Origin of the sequence: Bradyrhizobium sp. NBAIM08 (assembly GCF_020193935.1) — a bacterium.
Taxonomy (GTDB): Bacteria; Pseudomonadota; Alphaproteobacteria; order Rhizobiales; family Xanthobacteraceae; genus Bradyrhizobium; species Bradyrhizobium yuanmingense.
Genome location: NZ_JADYVR010000003.1, coordinates 567,091 through 582,270 on the forward strand (window position 1 = coordinate 567,091; position 15,180 = coordinate 582,270).

At 65.5% G+C, this 15,180-nt stretch carries 19 protein-coding genes; 6 read left to right on the forward strand and 13 right to left on the reverse strand.

What is annotated here, in order from left to right; translation table 11 throughout:
- Positions 1-202 precede the first annotated feature (202 nt).
- The 4 genes from I6F37_RS13525 to I6F37_RS13540 all read right to left on the reverse strand — a co-directional run bounded on the left by I6F37_RS13525 (position 203) and on the right by I6F37_RS13540 (position 2,964).
- Positions 203-709 carry a tyrosine phosphatase family protein gene (locus I6F37_RS13525; protein WP_036028306.1) on the reverse strand — a complete coding sequence of 169 codons (507 nt, stop codon included), beginning with the start codon at positions 707-709 and terminating at the stop codon, positions 203-205.
- Positions 710-854: 145 nt separating this feature from the next.
- Entirely contained in the window at positions 855-1,469 is a 615-nt protein-coding gene (locus I6F37_RS13530) for a YfbR-like 5'-deoxynucleotidase (RefSeq protein ID WP_036028303.1), read from the reverse strand.
- Positions 1,466-2,092: a DNA-3-methyladenine glycosylase I gene (locus I6F37_RS13535; RefSeq protein WP_057026906.1), complete on the reverse strand. Its 627-nt coding sequence runs from the start codon at positions 2,090-2,092 to the stop codon at positions 1,466-1,468. Before I6F37_RS13535 ends, I6F37_RS13530 begins: the two co-directional genes overlap by 4 nt.
- Entirely contained in the window at positions 2,089-2,964 is an 876-nt protein-coding gene (locus I6F37_RS13540) for a folate-binding protein YgfZ (RefSeq protein WP_225151475.1), read from the reverse strand. The genes I6F37_RS13535 and I6F37_RS13540 overlap by 4 nt, the downstream gene beginning before the upstream one ends.
- Before the next feature lie 96 nt (positions 2,965-3,060).
- On the opposite strand from I6F37_RS13540, the gene I6F37_RS13545 reads away from it, so the two are divergent.
- The 5 genes from I6F37_RS13545 to I6F37_RS13565 all read left to right on the forward strand — a co-directional run bounded on the left by I6F37_RS13545 (position 3,061) and on the right by I6F37_RS13565 (position 7,170).
- Positions 3,061-4,395, forward strand: coding sequence for a dihydroorotase (locus tag I6F37_RS13545; RefSeq protein WP_225139069.1), 1,335 nt, complete (start codon positions 3,061-3,063; stop codon positions 4,393-4,395).
- 153 nt (positions 4,396-4,548) lie between these two features.
- Positions 4,549-5,418: a sulfurtransferase gene (locus I6F37_RS13550; RefSeq protein ID WP_109144656.1), complete on the forward strand. Its 870-nt coding sequence runs from the start codon at positions 4,549-4,551 to the stop codon at positions 5,416-5,418.
- Between the two features lie 109 nt (positions 5,419-5,527).
- Positions 5,528-6,220 (forward strand): RNA polymerase sigma factor, encoded by a 693-nt coding sequence (locus I6F37_RS13555; protein WP_057026903.1) that lies wholly within the window; start codon positions 5,528-5,530, stop codon positions 6,218-6,220.
- A gap of 86 nt (positions 6,221-6,306) precedes the next feature.
- Entirely contained in the window at positions 6,307-6,840 is a 534-nt protein-coding gene (locus I6F37_RS13560; RefSeq protein WP_225151477.1) for a DUF4142 domain-containing protein, read from the forward strand.
- A 9-nt stretch (positions 6,841-6,849) separates the two neighbouring features.
- Positions 6,850-7,170: a cupredoxin domain-containing protein gene (locus I6F37_RS13565; RefSeq protein ID WP_225151480.1), complete on the forward strand. Its 321-nt coding sequence runs from the start codon at positions 6,850-6,852 to the stop codon at positions 7,168-7,170.
- 181 nt (positions 7,171-7,351) lie between these two features.
- Here the strand turns inward: I6F37_RS13565 and I6F37_RS13570 are convergent, their stop codons facing one another.
- The 4 genes from I6F37_RS13570 to I6F37_RS13585 all read right to left on the reverse strand — a co-directional run bounded on the left by I6F37_RS13570 (position 7,352) and on the right by I6F37_RS13585 (position 9,260).
- A complete protein-coding gene (locus I6F37_RS13570; protein ID WP_036003643.1) occupies positions 7,352-7,618 on the reverse strand; it encodes a hypothetical protein in 267 nt (88 codons plus the stop codon).
- A 265-nt stretch (positions 7,619-7,883) separates the two neighbouring features.
- Complete coding sequence (locus I6F37_RS13575) at positions 7,884-8,261, reverse strand: TIGR02301 family protein (RefSeq protein ID WP_036003646.1); 378 nt, start codon at positions 8,259-8,261, stop codon at positions 7,884-7,886.
- 45 nt (positions 8,262-8,306) lie between these two features.
- On the reverse strand, positions 8,307-8,741 hold the full coding sequence (locus I6F37_RS13580; RefSeq protein ID WP_036003648.1) for an NUDIX hydrolase: 435 nt from the start codon (positions 8,739-8,741) through the stop codon (positions 8,307-8,309).
- A gap of 9 nt (positions 8,742-8,750) precedes the next feature.
- Positions 8,751-9,260 carry a hypothetical protein gene (locus I6F37_RS13585; RefSeq protein WP_036003651.1) on the reverse strand — a complete coding sequence of 170 codons (510 nt, stop codon included), beginning with the start codon at positions 9,258-9,260 and terminating at the stop codon, positions 8,751-8,753.
- A gap of 63 nt (positions 9,261-9,323) precedes the next feature.
- On the opposite strand from I6F37_RS13585, the gene I6F37_RS13590 reads away from it, so the two are divergent.
- Entirely contained in the window at positions 9,324-10,088 is a 765-nt protein-coding gene (locus tag I6F37_RS13590; protein WP_036003654.1) for an SOS response-associated peptidase, read from the forward strand.
- 194 nt (positions 10,089-10,282) lie between these two features.
- Here the strand turns inward: I6F37_RS13590 and I6F37_RS13595 are convergent, their stop codons facing one another.
- The 5 genes from I6F37_RS13595 to I6F37_RS13615 all read right to left on the reverse strand — a co-directional run bounded on the left by I6F37_RS13595 (position 10,283) and on the right by I6F37_RS13615 (position 15,178).
- The gene (locus tag I6F37_RS13595) at positions 10,283-11,476 is read right to left on the reverse strand and encodes a CoA transferase (protein ID WP_225151481.1); all 1,194 of its coding nucleotides are present in this window, start codon (positions 11,474-11,476) and stop codon (positions 10,283-10,285) included.
- Between the two features lie 35 nt (positions 11,477-11,511).
- Positions 11,512-12,441: a glycine/sarcosine/betaine reductase selenoprotein B family protein gene (locus tag I6F37_RS13600; RefSeq protein ID WP_225151484.1), complete on the reverse strand. Its 930-nt coding sequence runs from the start codon at positions 12,439-12,441 to the stop codon at positions 11,512-11,514.
- A gap of 275 nt (positions 12,442-12,716) precedes the next feature.
- Complete coding sequence (locus I6F37_RS13605) at positions 12,717-13,298, reverse strand: NUDIX domain-containing protein (protein WP_225151486.1); 582 nt, start codon at positions 13,296-13,298, stop codon at positions 12,717-12,719.
- 9 nt (positions 13,299-13,307) lie between these two features.
- A complete protein-coding gene (locus I6F37_RS13610; RefSeq protein WP_036028283.1) occupies positions 13,308-13,754 on the reverse strand; it encodes a GNAT family acetyltransferase in 447 nt (148 codons plus the stop codon).
- Complete coding sequence (locus tag I6F37_RS13615; protein WP_225151488.1) at positions 13,751-15,178, reverse strand: FAD-binding oxidoreductase; 1,428 nt, start codon at positions 15,176-15,178, stop codon at positions 13,751-13,753. The genes I6F37_RS13610 and I6F37_RS13615 overlap by 4 nt, the downstream gene beginning before the upstream one ends.
- Positions 15,179-15,180: the final 2 nt, after the last annotated feature.

Sequence of the window (15,180 nt, forward strand, 5' to 3'; positions counted from 1 at the left end):
GGTGTTGCGGAAAGAATATCTTCGTTGGTTGAACAGATCTCGCCGCGGGCTCGCTGTAACCTCGCCCGCTTGCGGGAGAGGTCGGCGCGTAGCGCCGGGTGAGGGCTTTCTCCTCTAGGGGGTTGTCCCAATGCGGAGAAACCCTCTCCCGCAAGCGGGAGAGGGGGTGCAGTCCCGTCGCAGCTGCTATTCGACTCCCGCCTCATTCGAGCTCGATCGCGAAGGGGCGGCCTTCCACCATCATCGCGCCGGGGCCCATTTCGTCGAGCGCGCGCAGCATGCGGCCGTTGCGTCCGAGTGCACGATCGGCGAGGCCGACGATGCGCCGATTGGGCGAGGCGATCGGCGAGGCCGCGCGGATCTTCCTGGCGATCTCGATCTCGTCGCGATTCGGATTGAGCGCGCAAACGGCCGCGAACGCGCTGGCGGTGGAGCGGCTGATCCCGGCGTAGCAATGCACCACCAGCGGGGCGCTGCGGTCCCAGCCGCGCACGAAGTTGAGCACCTGCTCGATATGCGTCTCCGACGGCGCGACGAAGCCGTCCATCTCCTCGGTGATGTCGTCCATCGACACTTTGAGATGGTTGGCCGGGAGCACCGACACGGGACGCGCGACCTGCTCGACATTGGCCATCACGGTCAGCACGTGGCTGGCCTTGGTGAGGCGGACGGTTTCGGGAAGCGCGGCGAGGGAACAGACGTGGATCATGGCGAACCTTTTTGCGCCCGATTATAGCGAGCGCTCGTAGGGTGGGCAAAGGCGCATCGCGCCGTGCCCACCATTTCGCAATTGCGCGCATGTCGCTTGGTTCGGTGGGCACGCTTCGCTTTGCCCACCCTACGAAGGAATAATGCTACGCAAACACGGCGCCAAACCGCTCCAGAAACTGCTTCTCGGCCCGCGCCGCGGTCCAGGGCGTCAGATAGTCGCGTCGGACGCTGTCGGAGAGACCCGGATCCTTGCCGAACAGGCGCCGCGCTTCGCTCGCGCTGAAGCCGGCGAGCTCGGTTGCCTCGAGATAGGCCGCGCCGCGATCGGCGGCCTTGATGGCCTGCGTGATGTCATCAGGCAATACCGGCGGCAAACCGAAGCGGATATGGATGGCGCCGAGCAGCCGCTTCTCGACGGCCTTGTAGTGACCGTCGAGCACCGCCTTGAACGGCGAGATCATGTCGCCGATCACATATTCCGGCGCATCATGCAGCAGGGCCGCGAGCCGGACGCGCTGGTCGACGCGGGGTATCTCATGGCGCAGCACGGTCTCTACCAGCAGCGTATGCTGTGCGACCGAAAAGATGTGCGCGCCGAGGGTCTGCCCGTTCCAGCGCGCCACCCGCGCCAGCCCGTGCGCGATGTCGCCGATTTCGATGTCGAGCGGGGAAGGATCGAGCAGGTCGAGCCGCCGGCCCGACAGCATGCGCTGCCAGGCGCGGACCTCTTCGTTGCGCGCTGCCTTCTTCGCCGTCATTTGGCCTTGAGGCGCAGCTTGCGCTGGGTCTTACTGCAAGTCGCATGACAGTGGCAGTCGACCAGGTGGTCGTTGACCATGCCGGTCGCCTGCATGAAGGCGTAGACGATCGTCGGGCCGACGAATTTGAAGCCGCGCGAGGACAGCTCCTTGGAGATCTGTACCGACAGCGGCGTCGAGGCCGGCACGCTTCCCGTGGTCTTGAACTGGTTGACCTTGGGCCGTCCGTCCATGAAGTCCCACAGCAGCTTCGAGAAGCCCGGGCCCTTCTCCATGATGTCGAGATATGACTTTGCACTCAGGATCGCGCCTTCGATCTTGGCCTTGTTGCGCACGATACCCGCATCGTTCATCAGCGCGTGAACCTTCCTGGCATTGTAACGCGCGATCTTCTCCGGCTGGAAATCGTCGAAGGCTTTGCGGAAATTGTCGCGCTTGCGCAGGATCGTGATCCAGGACAGGCCGGCCTGGAAGCCGTCCAGCATCAGCTTCTCGTACAGCGCGCGGTCGTCGTATTCCGGCACGCCCCATTCGGTGTCGTGATAGGCGACATAAAGCGGATCTTCGCCCGGCCAGGGGCAGCGGGTCAGACCATCGGGATGCAAGCGGGCAGCGCGGCTCATGCGATCGGCTGCTTGGCTGGAATGCGAACGACGTCTGGTTCAGCGAGTGTCAAAGCCAGCCCCCCAGCGGTGAGCGGCTGGCCCGCATCGAGCGCGTCTGCGACACGGTCGGTGCGCACCAGCGCGATTCCCTTGCCGCCGGCCGTCGAGCCGATGGTGCCCACCGGCTTGTCGCCGGCGAGAATGGTTGTGCCAGGCTCGGGCGAGGCGTCCTCGAGCAGCACCTTCACGCTGCGCGTGCGCGCGGTGCCGCGATGCTGCATGCGCGAGACGACCTCCTGGCCGACATAGCAGCCCTTGTCGAAATCGACGCCGGCGAGGCGATCCATGTTGGTCTCATGCGGGAACGCATCGCTGTACATGAAATCGAGCCCGCCGCGGGGCACGCCGAGCGCGATGCGGTGGGCCTCGTAGGCCGCCGCATCGACCAGCTCGGCGCCGATGAGATCGGACAGCTTCTGCTTGAGATCTTCCGGGACCAGGATGCGGGTGCCGAGCCCCTCAGCCCGCGGATCGGCAAAGGCAAGGTCGGGCTGCGCCGCCGGCTCGCCGTCCCAGGCCGCGAGAACGCCGAGGTCGAGCTTGTCCACCGTGACCTTGGCGCGCAGCTTGTAGAATTTCAGCTTGGTGGCGAGGGTGTCCGCCAGCGCTTTCGGGCAGTCGATCAGGAACCCGCCGCCGTGACCGGCGGGCGCTTCCGTGATCAGGAAATCCACGATGATCTTGCCCTGCGGCGTCAGCAATGCGCCGAATCGCCCCAGACCAGGTTTCAGCCTGTCCAGGTCGGTGGTGATGAGGCCATTGAGGAAGTTGCGCGCATCCTCACCCGCGACTTTGATCACGCCCCGGTCGGGAAGAAACGCCGATTTCATGCGAAAATCTCTTGCGACATGTTGCTCCGGAACGTAAGCCCGCAACGCATAAACGACAAGACCTCGAGCCCTGCGCTTGGGGATGAGAGAGGCCCAATGACCCAGCGTTTCGATGTGATCCTGAAGGGTGGCACCGTCTTCAACCAGGACGGCGAGGGCGTGCGGGATATCGGCATCACGGGCGGCCGCATCGCCGAGCTCGGTCCGCTGTCGCAAGGCTCGGCCGCCGAGGTGATCGACTGCAAGGGCCTGCACATCCTGCCCGGCGTGATGGACACGCAGGTGCATTTCCGCGAGCCCGGGCTGACGCACAAGGAAGACCTCGAGACCGGCTCGCGCAGCGCCGTGATGGGCGGCGTCACCGCCGTGTTCGAGATGCCGAACACCTCGCCGCTGACCGTGACGGAGGCCGAATTCACCGACAAGGTGAAGCGCGCCCATCACCGCATGCATTGCGATTTCGCCTTCTTCATCGGCGGCACCCGCGAGAACGTGCAGGACCTGCCTGTGCTGGAGCGCGCACCCGGCTGCGCCGGCGTCAAGGTGTTTATCGGCTCGTCCACCGGCGCGCTCTTGGTGGAGGACGACGAGAGCCTGCGCCGCATTTTCCAGGTGATCCGCCGCCGCGCCGCCTTCCACGCCGAGGACGAATACCGCCTCAACGAGCGCAAATCGCTGCGCATCGAGGGCGATGCGCGCTCGCATCCGGTCTGGCGCGACGAGACCGCGGCGCTGATGGCGACGCAGCGCCTCGTCAAGCTCGCGCACGAGACCGGCAAGCGTATTCACGTGCTGCACATCTCGACCAAGGAGGAGATCGAGTTCCTGCGCGACCACAAGGATGTCGCCTCCTGCGAGGCGACGCCGCACCATCTCACCCTGGTCGCGCCGGAATGCTACGAGCGGCTCGGCACGCTGGCGCAGATGAACCCGCCGGTGCGCGGCGCCGATCATCGTGCCGGCATTTGGCGCGGCATCGAACAGGGCATCATCGACGTGCTCGGCTCCGACCACGCCCCGCATACGCTGGAGGAGAAGCAGAAGACCTATCCCGCTTCGCCTTCCGGCATGACCGGCGTGCAGACGCTGGTGCCTGTGATGCTCGATCACGTCAATGCGGGCCGGCTCTCGCTGGCACGTTTCGTCGACCTCACTAGTGCCGGTCCCGCGCGCCTCTACAACATGGCCTGCAAGGGCCGGATCGCCGCCGGCTACGATGCCGACTTCACCATCGTGGATTTGAAGCGCAGCGAGACCATCACCAACAAATGGGTGGCGTCCAAGGCCGGCTGGACGCCCTATGATGGCGTTCGCGTCACCGGCTGGCCGGTCGGCACCTTTATCCGCGGCCGTCGCGTGATGTGGCAGGGCGAGCTGGTGACGGCCGCGCAGGGCGAGCCGGTGCGGTTCCTGGAGACGCTGAAGCAGTAGAGTGATGTGGGGGACGCACGGAGCTTCCACCGTCATTGCGAGCGCAGCGAAGCAATCCAGTCTGTCGCCGCGGAAAGACTCTGGATTGCTTCGCTGCGCTCGCAATGACGAGAGGAGCGGTCTACACTTCCTCTCGAACGGGAGTGCAGCCTGATGTCCCAACCCGCCGCCCTCATCACCACCGAGCAGCTCGCCGCCATGCTCGGCGATCCCAACCTTCGCCTCTACGACTGCACGACCTATCTTGAGCCCGCGCCGGAAGGCAGCGACGTGCCGTATCGCGCGGTGCCCGGCGACAAGACGTTCGCGGCCGGCCACATCCCCGGCGCCGATTTCCTCAACCTGCAAGGCGAGTTCTCCGACGCCTCGTCGCAACACTTCTTCATGATGCCCGATCTCGCCCAGCTGGAGGCCGCCTTCGGCCGCCACGGCCTCGATGCGGGCAAGACCATCGTGCTCTACAGCATAGGGACGATAATGTGGGCGACGCGGTTCTGGTGGATGTTGCGCGCGCTCGGCGTCGATGCCCACGTGCTCGACGGCGGCTTCGACAAATGGCAGCAGGAGGGACGGCCGACCGAGACGGGCGCACCGAAAGGCTATCCGGTGACGGCCTTCAAGGCGGCGCCGCGCCCAGGCTGCTTCGTCGACAAGGAAGCCGTGCTGGCGCGGATCGGCGATCCCGCGACCATCATCGTCAACGCGCTCGGGCCGCAGTTTCACCGCGGCCTCGAGCCGAGCCGCTATGGCCGGCCGGGCCGCGTTCCCGGCAGCGTCAACGTTCCCGCAGCCACACTCGTGAATGCCGACAAGACGCTGGCGGATCTTGCGGATGCGCAAGCGAAGTTCGCCTCCCAGGGCGTCACACGCGACAAGAATGTGATTCTTTATTGCGGCGGCGGCATCTCGGCGACGATCGACCTCCTGCTGCTGACGCAGCTCGGCTACGACAAGCTGACGCTCTACGACGCTTCGATGGGCGAATGGGCGAGGGATCCGGCGCTGCCGATCGAGACGGATTAGGAGGCCGTCCTTCCCCTCCGGAAAAGGCAAGTCCCTGGTAAGACAGTCGGGAACCTTTTCTCTGCGCCTGCATCCAATGTCCGGAACCAATGGAGACAGGATATCCGCCATGCCAGGGGCCGCAGCCGGCCTGACCGCCGGCGTCAAGACTTCGGAAGCCGCGCTGGTGGACCGCGCGCGGCGCCGCGACGAGGCCGCTTTGCGCGAGATTATGCAGGCCAATAACCGCCGGCTCTTCAGGCTTGCCCGCGGCATCCTGCGCAGCGACAGCGACGCGGAAGACGTGGTGCAGGAGACCTATGTCCGCGCATTCACGCATCTCGACGGCTTTCTTGGCGAGTCGGCGCTGTCGACGTGGCTGTCGCGCATTGCCATCAACGAAGCGCTCGGACGCGCGCGCGGTCGGAAGCCGCAGGTCGAGCTGGGATCGGTGCCGGAGGCGACGCTCGAAGCGCAAATCATCCAGTTTCCGCTTTCGTCCGCTGCAACTGATCCGGAAAAGTCCATGGCCCAACGCGAGATCCAGCGTGTCGTCGAACACGCGGTCGATGAACTGCCCGAGACCTTCCGCATGGTCTTCATCGCGCGGGTAATGGAGGGGATGAGTGCGGAGGAGACCGCCGAGCTGCTCGGCATCAAGCCCGAGACCGTGAAGACTCGGTTGCACCGTGCGCGCACGATGCTGCGCGAGAACGTCGAGCAGAAGATCGGTCCCGTGGTCATGGATGCGTTTCCGTTCGCTGGCGAGCGTTGCGAGCGCCTGACGGAGGCCGTGCTCAGGCGCTTTGGCATAGGGGCGTAATTTTTCGGGAACGTTCGCGCGAAATTGGCATCCAACCTGTGCAAGCAACAGTCCGGAACGTATCCGGCCCACAGGAGTGTCAAGCCATGTTGATCCGATGGAGCGCGGCGGCCGTCGCGGCGATGATGTTGTCGAGTCCCGTAGCGCTGCAAGGCGCCAGCGCAGCCGACAAGCCCACCGATCCCCAGATCGCGCATATCGCCTACACCGCGGGCGTGATCGACATCAATGCCGCCAAGCAGGCGCAGAAGAAGGCCAAGAGCAAGGACGTCAAGGCGTTCGCCGAAGACATGCTGCGCGACCACGAAGCAGTCAACAAGCAGGCCCTCGCGCTCGTCAAGAAACTGAACGTCACGCCGGAGGACAACGACACCAGCAAGGCACTGTCGAAGCAGGCGGCAGACAAGCTGGCCGAGCTCGAGAAGCTCGATGGCGTGGCGTTCGACAAGGCCTACGTCGACAACGAGGTCGCCTACCACAACGCAGTCAACGGCGCCTTGGAGACGCAACTCATTCCGTCTGCGAGCAATGCCGAGCTGAAGAGCCTGCTGCAGACCGGGCTGAAGATCTTCCAGGGTCATCAGCAGCACGCCGAGCATGTTGCGGCCGAGCTGAAATAGGAGCCTCGCATGATGCCGGGACGTCTCGCTTCGATCGCGCTTGCGGTCGTCCTCCTGTCGACGATCGTCCCGGCACGCGCCGTGACGATAGAGATCACGATGGACAATCTCGTGATTGCTCCGGCTGAGGTATCGGCGAAGATCGGCGATACCATCACCTGGGTCAACAAGGACGTCTTCGCCCACACCGCCACCGCCGGGAACGGCGATTTCGACGTGATGCTGCCGCCGATGAAATCGGCGACGTCAGTTCTGAAGAAGGCTGGAGTGGTCGAGTATTACTGCCGCTATCATCCCAACATGAAAGCGACGCTCAAGATCGAGCCATGACCGACGGAGGGAGTGCGTTCCCGGCTCTGTCGGGAACATGTCCCGGTCATCGCGAGACTAATGCTTGTCCGTCGGCAACGGCTTCCATGCGATAAGAGCGGCAGACTTCGCGACGCCTTTCGCCAAGTCATTCATCCGTCAACTGGCCCCGCCCGCGTGGCGGGGTCATTTTCAGGACGGCTTACTGCCTGCAGATGCCGACCGAGAATTCGCCGTTGCGAATGCGGCCGGGAAAGCCCTCGACGAACTTTGCCACTGCGTCCTCGCCATAGGTGCCGACGAGCTCGGCGAGGGCCGCGAACAGGCTCGCCTGCGCCAGGCAGTCGCCGTCGACGCCGTCATGACGCGCCTCGGCCCAGGCCTCGTTGAGATAGCTCAGTGCCGCCTGTTTCTGCTCGTGATCGGGCAGCGGCGCGCGGGCGGGGGCGTAGGAAATCGGCTGGCTCATGAAACTCGGTCAGGCTGGGGCGCGATCCACGGCGATGCGCTGTGCGAGAGGTGTAGCACGGGCGTTAACGACCGCTAGGCCACATCTTTAAGAACGGTTAACGGCTGTGAACAAAGTCGATGACAGGGTTCCAGGCCCGCACATGCGTCGACCGCGCCGTCATTCCGGGGCGCGCCTCGCGCGAGCCCGGAATCCATCGGGCATCAGCGACGGTCGATGAATGGATTCCGGGCTCTCGCGCGCGAGCCCCGGAATGACGGGGTAGCTAGTTCGCGTAGCGCGCCGTGAGATCGCGCGAGATCTTCGAGCCTTCCTCGATGTAGCGGCGGATCGCCACCATCGCGGCCGGCGTGCAGCTGCGATAGGTCTGCTGAAAACCGTTATAGCCGCGGTTGAAGCCGGCGATCATGCGGGTGCGGCGCTCGCCGGAGGGGGTCTCGGCATCGATCAGCGCCTGCATCTCATTGCGCCATTTGTTACCCTCGTTGGCCCCGCAGATGCCGCGCAGATAGTGCAGGCCGCCGAGGATCTCGGCCAGCCGCTGCAGTTCGCCGTCAAACGGCGCCGCCACGTCCTGGGCCCTCGCAGGCACGGAGGCGCAGGCGAGAATCAGGACAAAAATGGCCAGAAATCGCGACGACATCGGCGGCTGTATGCCCCCTCGGGACGGCTGGCGCAAGGCGGGCGGTCAGGCTCCAAGCAGCCGGTGAGCGGACAGGATGACCTCCTCCAGCCCCCCGGTCAGCTTGAGGTCGCCGAGGCTTGCCAGGGCGCCAGGGGCGATCCAGCGGTGATCGTCGAGCTCGTCGTTCAGCGCCGGCTCCCGGGCCGTCCAGCGCGCGGCAAAGGACATGATCAGGTAATGGCCGGCGCCGGCCGCGGCCGGCAGCACCTCGCGCCAGCCGGCGAGGCCAATGATCTCGATGCAAAGGCCGGTTTCCTCGTCGACCTCGCGGCTCAGGGCCTGATGCAGCGATTCGCCGAACTCGACCCGGCCACCCGGCAGCGAATAGAAGCCCTTGGCCGGCGAGCGGGCGCGGCGGACCAGTAGCACCTTGCCGTCGCGGAAGATCGCCGCGCTGACCGCAAGCTGGGGATGGGCAGGATGGACGATTGCGGCCAATCGCGTCACCTATCCGGATGAGTTCGCCATGATGGTGTCGACGTCGGCTTCCGCCCCGCCATTGATGATGCCGCCGCAGGCTGCGATCAGGGGCTTGACCCAAAGCGTGGCCTGCTCGGCGAGGCGGACCCGCGTCGTGTCCTTCTCGACCTCGCGCATAGCCGAGCCGACCGCGGTCAGGATCGAGGTCATGGTATCCGTCAAGTGGTCGAACTGGGCACGCACGTTGGGATCGGCTTTCTCATAGGCTTCGATCGCCAAATCCCGCGCCTTGAAATTCGACGCCGTGAAATGCTCGGCATAGGACAGCGGCGTCCAGGTCAGGAAGTCCTCGGCGCATTCCGGCATATCTGGCACCATTTCGAGCAGCATCACGGCTTCATTGAAATGGTTGAGATAGTCGGTGGCAAGCCCGGTCCGCGGATTGATGTTGGCCACGCGCAGCCGTTCGGCCCAGGCGGTTGCCTCAGGGCCCGTCTGTACATGCGTCCGCGCGGGTTGGGAGGCCGTTGAGCTCATCTGCCGCAGTGTTAACGTTCGGGGTTAAAAGGACCTGAACGGACCCTATATAGGCTTCCAAGGATGTGTGGACGCTTCGTCATAACTTCGGCCCCCGCGGCTTTGCGGCAACTGTTCGGCTATGTCGAGCAGCCGAATTTCCCGCCCCGGTACAATGTCGCGCCGACACAACCGATTCCGGTGGTGCTGCTCGAGAACGGCGCGCGCCATTTCCGTCTGATGCGCTGGGGCCTGTTGCCCGGCTGGGTCAAGGACCCCCGCGGGTTCACGCTCCTGATCAATGCCCGTTCCGAGACGGTGCTGGAGAAGCCCGCCTTCAAGAACGCGATTCGGCGCCGGCGCGGCCTGATTCCGGCCGATGGTTATTACGAGTGGAAGACGGAAGCCGGCCGCAAGCAGCCGTTCTTCATCCACCGCGCCGATGGTGAGCCGCTCGGCTTTGCCGCTGTGTTCGAGACCTGGGTCGGACCGAACGGCGAGGAACTCGACACGGTCGCGATCGTCACCGCCGCGGCGGGCGAGGATCTCGCCGCGCTGCACGACCGCGTGCCCGTCACCATCAGCCCACACGACTTCGAGCGCTGGCTCGACAGCAAGGGCGACGAGATCGACGCGATCCTGCCCTTGATGAGGCCCCCGCGCGTCGGCGAATTCGCCTGGCACCCGGTCTCCACTCGCGTCAACCGTGTCGCCAATGACGACGAGCAGCTCGTGCTGCCGATCAGTGCGGAGGAGATCGAGGCGGAAGCCGAGGCGGCGAAGCCGAAGAAGGCGGTGCGGAAGGTTGCCGCTAGTCCGGCGGATGACGGGCAGGGGTCGTTGTTCTAGGCCGCCACTCACTCCGCTGTCGTCCCGGACAAGCGCGCCCAAAGCGCGCGCCGATCCGGGACCCATAGCCACAGGATGAGGTTATGGCGCAAACTGTTCACCACGAGTCTTCGTCAAACGCGATCCTGTGGTTATGGGTCCCGGGTTCGCGCTACGCGCGCCCCGGGACGACGACTGAGTGTGAGGCGCTGCCGTCACACAATCTCCCGCGCCCTCAAGCCCGCGATCTCCGCCGCATCGAATCCCAGCTCGCCCAGCACCGCGTCCGTATCCGCGCCCAGCTCCGGCGCCATGCGATCCAGCCGGCCGCCGCCATGAGCGAGCTTAAAGCCGCTGCCGGCAAAGCGCAGGCGGCCGTATTGCGTGTCCAGCTCCTGGATCGCGCCGCGCGCCTTGATTTGCGGATGGTCGATGACCTCCTCGACCTTCCAGATGCTGGCGCAGGGCGCGCCGGCGTCCTCCAAGATCGTCTCCCATTCGCGTGCCGGCCGTTTCGCCAGCGCTTGCTCGATGATGGCGCGCAGCGCGCCCTCGTTCTCGTTGCGCGAGAACCAGTCGGCGAAGCGCGGATCTGACAGCGTATCCTCGCGGCCGAGCGCAGCCATCAGCGCGCGGTACTGCTTCTCGTTGTTGACGGCGAGCAGGATATGGCCGTCGCCGCACTTGAACAAATTCGCCGTGGTCCGGCGGCTCACCGCCTGATTGCCCGATAGCTGTTGCCGATGTCCGGCGACCGACCAGTCGGCGATCTGGCCCGAGAGAAACGCCAGCGTCGCCTCCAGCATGGAGACGTCGATCAGCTGCCCCTTGCCGGTGCGGTCGCGCTGATAGAGCGCGCTCGAGACGCCGAACGCAGCGGTGGCGCCCGAGAGCACGTCGCACACGGCAAAGCCCGCGCGCGTCGGCCCCGTCTCGGGGTGGCCGGTGATCGCCATGATCCCCGACAGCGCCTGCATCTTGCCGTCATAGCCGGGCCGCAGGCGATCCGGCCCGGTCTGGCCGAAACCCGACACCGCGCAATAGATCAGCTTTGGGTTGATCGCGGACAGCGCCTCATAGCCGATGCCGAGCTTGTCCATCACGCCGGGGCGGAAATTCTCCATGACCACGTCGACGCGGCCTGCGAGCTTCTTCACGATCGCGATCGCCTCCGGCTTCTGCAGATCGAGCGTCAGGCTGCGCTTGTTGCCGTTGACCGCCTGGAATGCCGGCGCCAGACCGCGCTCGGCCCATTCGCGGCTGAGCGGCGTGCGGCGCATGTCCTCGCCCTCGCGCCGCTCGACCTTGATGACGTCGGCGCCTAGCAGTGCGAGCTGGTAGCTCGCGTAGGGGCCGGCCAGCACTTGCGTGAAATCCAGGATCTTCACGCCCTCGAACGGTCGCGTCACCTCGCTCTCCCTCGGCTTATTGTTGTTGGAGGACGTCAGGCGGCGCGGTTGCCGCGCGCGATCTCCTTCTGCTTGTCGAACTCGGCGCGGCGGCGAGCCAGCTCTTCGGGCGAGAGCTGCGCAACGTTGTTGTAGTCGAGCTTCCAGGAGGCGTCCTCGCTCCAGCGCAGCGGCGATTGCATCGTGGTCTGCGGACCGCTCGCGCTCTCCAGCAGCCGGAGCGCGAGCTCGAGCGTCTGGGCCTGCGACGCGATGTCGTGCGGCTTGCCGGCGGAATTGCCGAGCGGGAAGTCGGAGAACAGGAAGCGCGGCGCGGCCGCGTGCTCGACGATGTCCTTGGCGCAGCCCATGACCACGGTGGCAATGCCGTTGCGCTCCAGGTGCCGCGCCACCAGCGCCGTGGTCTGATGGCAGACCGGGCAGTTTGGCACCAGCACCGCGACGTCGACCTTGTCCGCGAGGCAGCGCGCCAGGATCTCCGGCGCGTCGGTGTCGAGCGTCACGCGATGGCTGCGGTTGGTCGGCGCGCCGAAGAAGCGCTGGCTCACTTCGCCGATGCGGCCGGCGGCGCTCGCCTTCAACAGCTGCGGCAGCGGAAACCAGGTGCCGCTGTCGGTGGCCGAGGTGTGCTTGCGGTCGTAGCCGATGTGCGAGATGCGCAGATCGTGCTCTTTCGACGTGTCGCCGTCATAGACCTGATAAAACTTCGCGCTGCCATTATACGCCGCGCCCGGCCCCTGGTCGCCCTTGGCCGGATCGTAGGGCGCCGCGGTGGTGATGATGGTGACGCGCGATTGCGACAACGGCTTCTTCAGCGGCTGGAACGGCGCCTCGGTGTAATGCGCCCAGCGGTACGGCGTGGTGTAGCCGATCGCCGCGTAATAATCCCGGGTGCGCTGCATGTAGGGGACGGGGGAATCGTAGTCGGGCGCAAAGCCGAATTCATCGTCGCGCGGAGCGGACATGGCGCGTCTCCTGGTTCTTAGTTGACGACAGACTAGAGATAGTTTTGCGGTTGCTCAACCGGGGGGAGCGGCGGCGCAGGTCTGAATTGCAGGCTTGATAGAGCGAGCTGCGCTCCTCCCCTCTCCCCTTGTGGGAGAGGGTGGATCGCCGCATAGCGGCGAGACGGGTGAGGGGTATCCATCCTCACGAACGATCTCACAAGTGGAGAGAACCCCTCATCCGGCGCTTCGCGCCACCTTCTCCCACAAGGGGAGAAGGAAGGACAGCCGCAAGGTCACTTGAACACATGCAGCGCCACATACTGCAGCAGCATGATCGCCTTGGCGTCGATGATGCGGCCGTCGGCGATCATCGCGAGAGCCTCGTCGATGGACAGCTCCAGCACCTCGATGTCCTCGCCCTCGTGCTCCAGGCCGCCGCCGTCGCTCACCCGCATCTCGGGCTCGTATTCGGCGACGAAGAAATGCAGCTTCTCGGTGATGGCGCCGGGGCTCATGAAGGCCTCGAACACCTTGTGGACATGGTGCAGGCGATAGCCGGTCTCTTCCTCTGCCTCGGCGCGGATGCGCTCCTCGGGCTCGGCGTTGTCGAGCACGCCGGCGGCGGCCTCGATCAAGAGGTCGTCGTAACCGCGGATGAAGGCCGGAAGGCGGAACTGGCGCACCAGGATCACGGTCCGTCGCGCGAGATTATATGGCAGCACGGCGGCGGCGTTGTCGCGCTCATAGGTCTCGCGATGCTGGGTCTGCCACTCGCCACTTGCGCGCCGGTATTCGAAGGTCGTGGTCTTCAGCGTGGTCCAACCGTCCGAGAGCACGCGGACGTCCTTGATGCGGACGCGGTCGGAAAGGGTCATGCCTCGATCTCAATTGCTTGGCGTGGTCGCACGGCCGTCGAGCCACTTCTGGAACATCAGGGATGTCGACAGCTCGAAGCCGAGCGAGCCATAGAACGCGTTGGCCTGCGCGTTCTCGCGACGGACCAGGAGCTGCAGCTTCAAAATCCCGGCGCTTCGCAGCCAGTCCTCGGCCGCGGCCATGATGATGCGGCCGAAGCCGTGCTTCTGACAGCTGGGATCGACGGCGACGTAATAGACCCAGCCGCGATGGCCGTCATGGCCGACCATCACGGTGGCGACGATCGCGCCATTGTCGCGGCCGACCAGCACGGTGGAATTGTCGCGCCGCCGCGCTAGTGCGATGTCGGCATGCGGGTCGTTCCAGGGGCGCGTCAGGCCGCAGCGCTGCCACAGCGCGACCACGCCCTCGACGTCGGCATCGGTGATCGCATCGATCGCAAGGGAAGCGCTCACAGCACCTTCCCCGGATTCATGATGCCGAGCGGATCGAGCATCGTCTTGATGGAGCGCATCAGCTCGATCGCGGTTTTGTCCTTCACCTCGGGGAGCTCGTCGCGCTTGAGCACGCCGATGCCGTGCTCGGCCGAGATCGAGCCGCCCATGCGCAGCACGATCTCGAACACCACCGCGTTCACATCATGCCAGCGCGCGAGGAAATCGGCGGTGTCGGCGCCGATCGGCTGGCTGACGTTGTAATGCAGATTGCCGTCGCCGAGATGGCCGAACGGCACCGGCCGGGCGCCTGGGATCAGCTTCACCACGGCCGCATCGGCTTCCGCGATGAATTCGGGCACGGCCGCAACCGGGACGGAGATGTCGTGCTTGATCGAGCCGCCTTCCGGCTTCTGCGCCGCCGACATCTCGTCGCGCAGCTTCCAGAACGCGCCGCGCTGGGCGAGGCTCGCCGCGATCACGGCGTCGTCGACGATCTCCTCCTCCATGGCACGGCCCAGGATCGTCTCCAGCGGCGTGCGGGCATCCTCGCTCGGCGATGACAATTCCATCAGCACGTACCAGGGATGCTTCTCTGCGAGCGGATCGCGCACGTCGATGCCGTGGCGGACCGAGAAATCCACCGCCAGCTCCGACAGCAGCTCGAAGCTCGTCAGCGCATTGGCGGCTTCGCCTTGCGCGATGGTGAGCAGCCTCAGCGCCGCCGCCGGCGATTTCAGCCCGACGAAGGCGGTCTCGATCGCCCGCGGCTTCGGAAACAGTTTCAGCGTCGCCGCGGTGATGATGCCGAGCGTGCCTTCGGCGCCGATGAAGAGGTTGTGTAGATTGTAGCCGGTGTTGTCCTTCTTCAGCTTTGACAGCGAATTGAGCACGCGCCCATCGGCGAGCACCACTTCGAGGCCCAGCGCCATCTCGCGCGCGACGCCATAGGCGAGCGCCGCGGTGCCGCCGGCATTGGTCGAGAGGTTGCCGCCGATGGTGCAGCTGCCTTCCGCGCCGAGCGACAGCGGAAACAGCCGGTCGACCTCGAAGGCCTTGGCTTGCGCGATCTGCAGCACCACGCCGGCTTCCACTGTCATGGTGTTGGAGGCGGTGTCGACCTCGCGGATCTTGTCGAGCCGGCGCAGCGACACTACCACCTCGCCATTGTGCGGCGTCTGGCCGCCGACGAGCCCGGTGTTGCCGCCCTGCGGCACCAGCGCGATGTTGTGCGCGGAGGCGAGCTTGCAGATCGCGGAAACCTCCGCCGTCGAGCCCGGGCGCAGCACCAGCGGCGAGCGGCCGTGGAACAGATTGCGCTCCTCGGTGACGTAAGGCTCGATATCGGTCGGGTCGGTGATGGCGTGGCGGTCGCCGACGATCTTGCGGAATTGCTCGATCAATTCGGGCGCAAGCGGCGGGGTGGCAGGCTTGTTGATGTTCATGT

What these genes read in the sequence shown, in the direction of transcription:
- I6F37_RS13525 (WP_036028306.1), bottom strand. Translation starts at nt 709, where the DNA reads ATGATCCACGTCTGTTCCCTCGCCGCGCTTCCCGAAACCGTCCGCCTC.
- I6F37_RS13530 (WP_036028303.1), bottom strand. Translation starts at nt 1,469, where the DNA reads ATGACGGCGAAGAAGGCAGCGCGCAACGAAGAGGTCCGCGCCTGGCAG.
- I6F37_RS13535 (WP_057026906.1), bottom strand. Translation starts at nt 2,092, where the DNA reads ATGAGCCGCGCTGCCCGCTTGCATCCCGATGGTCTGACCCGCTGCCCC.
- I6F37_RS13540 (WP_225151475.1), bottom strand. Translation starts at nt 2,964, where the DNA reads ATGAAATCGGCGTTTCTTCCCGACCGGGGCGTGATCAAAGTCGCGGGT.
- I6F37_RS13545 (WP_225139069.1), top strand. Translation starts at nt 3,061, where the DNA reads ATGACCCAGCGTTTCGATGTGATCCTGAAGGGTGGCACCGTCTTCAAC.
- I6F37_RS13550 (WP_109144656.1), top strand. Translation starts at nt 4,549, where the DNA reads ATGTCCCAACCCGCCGCCCTCATCACCACCGAGCAGCTCGCCGCCATG.
- I6F37_RS13555 (WP_057026903.1), top strand. Translation starts at nt 5,528, where the DNA reads ATGCCAGGGGCCGCAGCCGGCCTGACCGCCGGCGTCAAGACTTCGGAA.
- I6F37_RS13560 (WP_225151477.1), top strand. Translation starts at nt 6,307, where the DNA reads ATGTTGATCCGATGGAGCGCGGCGGCCGTCGCGGCGATGATGTTGTCG.
- I6F37_RS13565 (WP_225151480.1), top strand. Translation starts at nt 6,850, where the DNA reads ATGATGCCGGGACGTCTCGCTTCGATCGCGCTTGCGGTCGTCCTCCTG.
- I6F37_RS13570 (WP_036003643.1), bottom strand. Translation starts at nt 7,618, where the DNA reads ATGAGCCAGCCGATTTCCTACGCCCCCGCCCGCGCGCCGCTGCCCGAT.
- I6F37_RS13575 (WP_036003646.1), bottom strand. Translation starts at nt 8,261, where the DNA reads ATGTCGTCGCGATTTCTGGCCATTTTTGTCCTGATTCTCGCCTGCGCC.
- I6F37_RS13585 (WP_036003651.1), bottom strand. Translation starts at nt 9,260, where the DNA reads ATGAGCTCAACGGCCTCCCAACCCGCGCGGACGCATGTACAGACGGGC.
- I6F37_RS13590 (WP_036003654.1), top strand. Translation starts at nt 9,324, where the DNA reads ATGTGTGGACGCTTCGTCATAACTTCGGCCCCCGCGGCTTTGCGGCAA.
- I6F37_RS13600 (WP_225151484.1), bottom strand. Translation starts at nt 12,441, where the DNA reads ATGTCCGCTCCGCGCGACGATGAATTCGGCTTTGCGCCCGACTACGAT.
- I6F37_RS13605 (WP_225151486.1), bottom strand. Translation starts at nt 13,298, where the DNA reads ATGACCCTTTCCGACCGCGTCCGCATCAAGGACGTCCGCGTGCTCTCG.
- I6F37_RS13615 (WP_225151488.1), bottom strand. Translation starts at nt 15,178, where the DNA reads ATGAACATCAACAAGCCTGCCACCCCGCCGCTTGCGCCCGAATTGATC.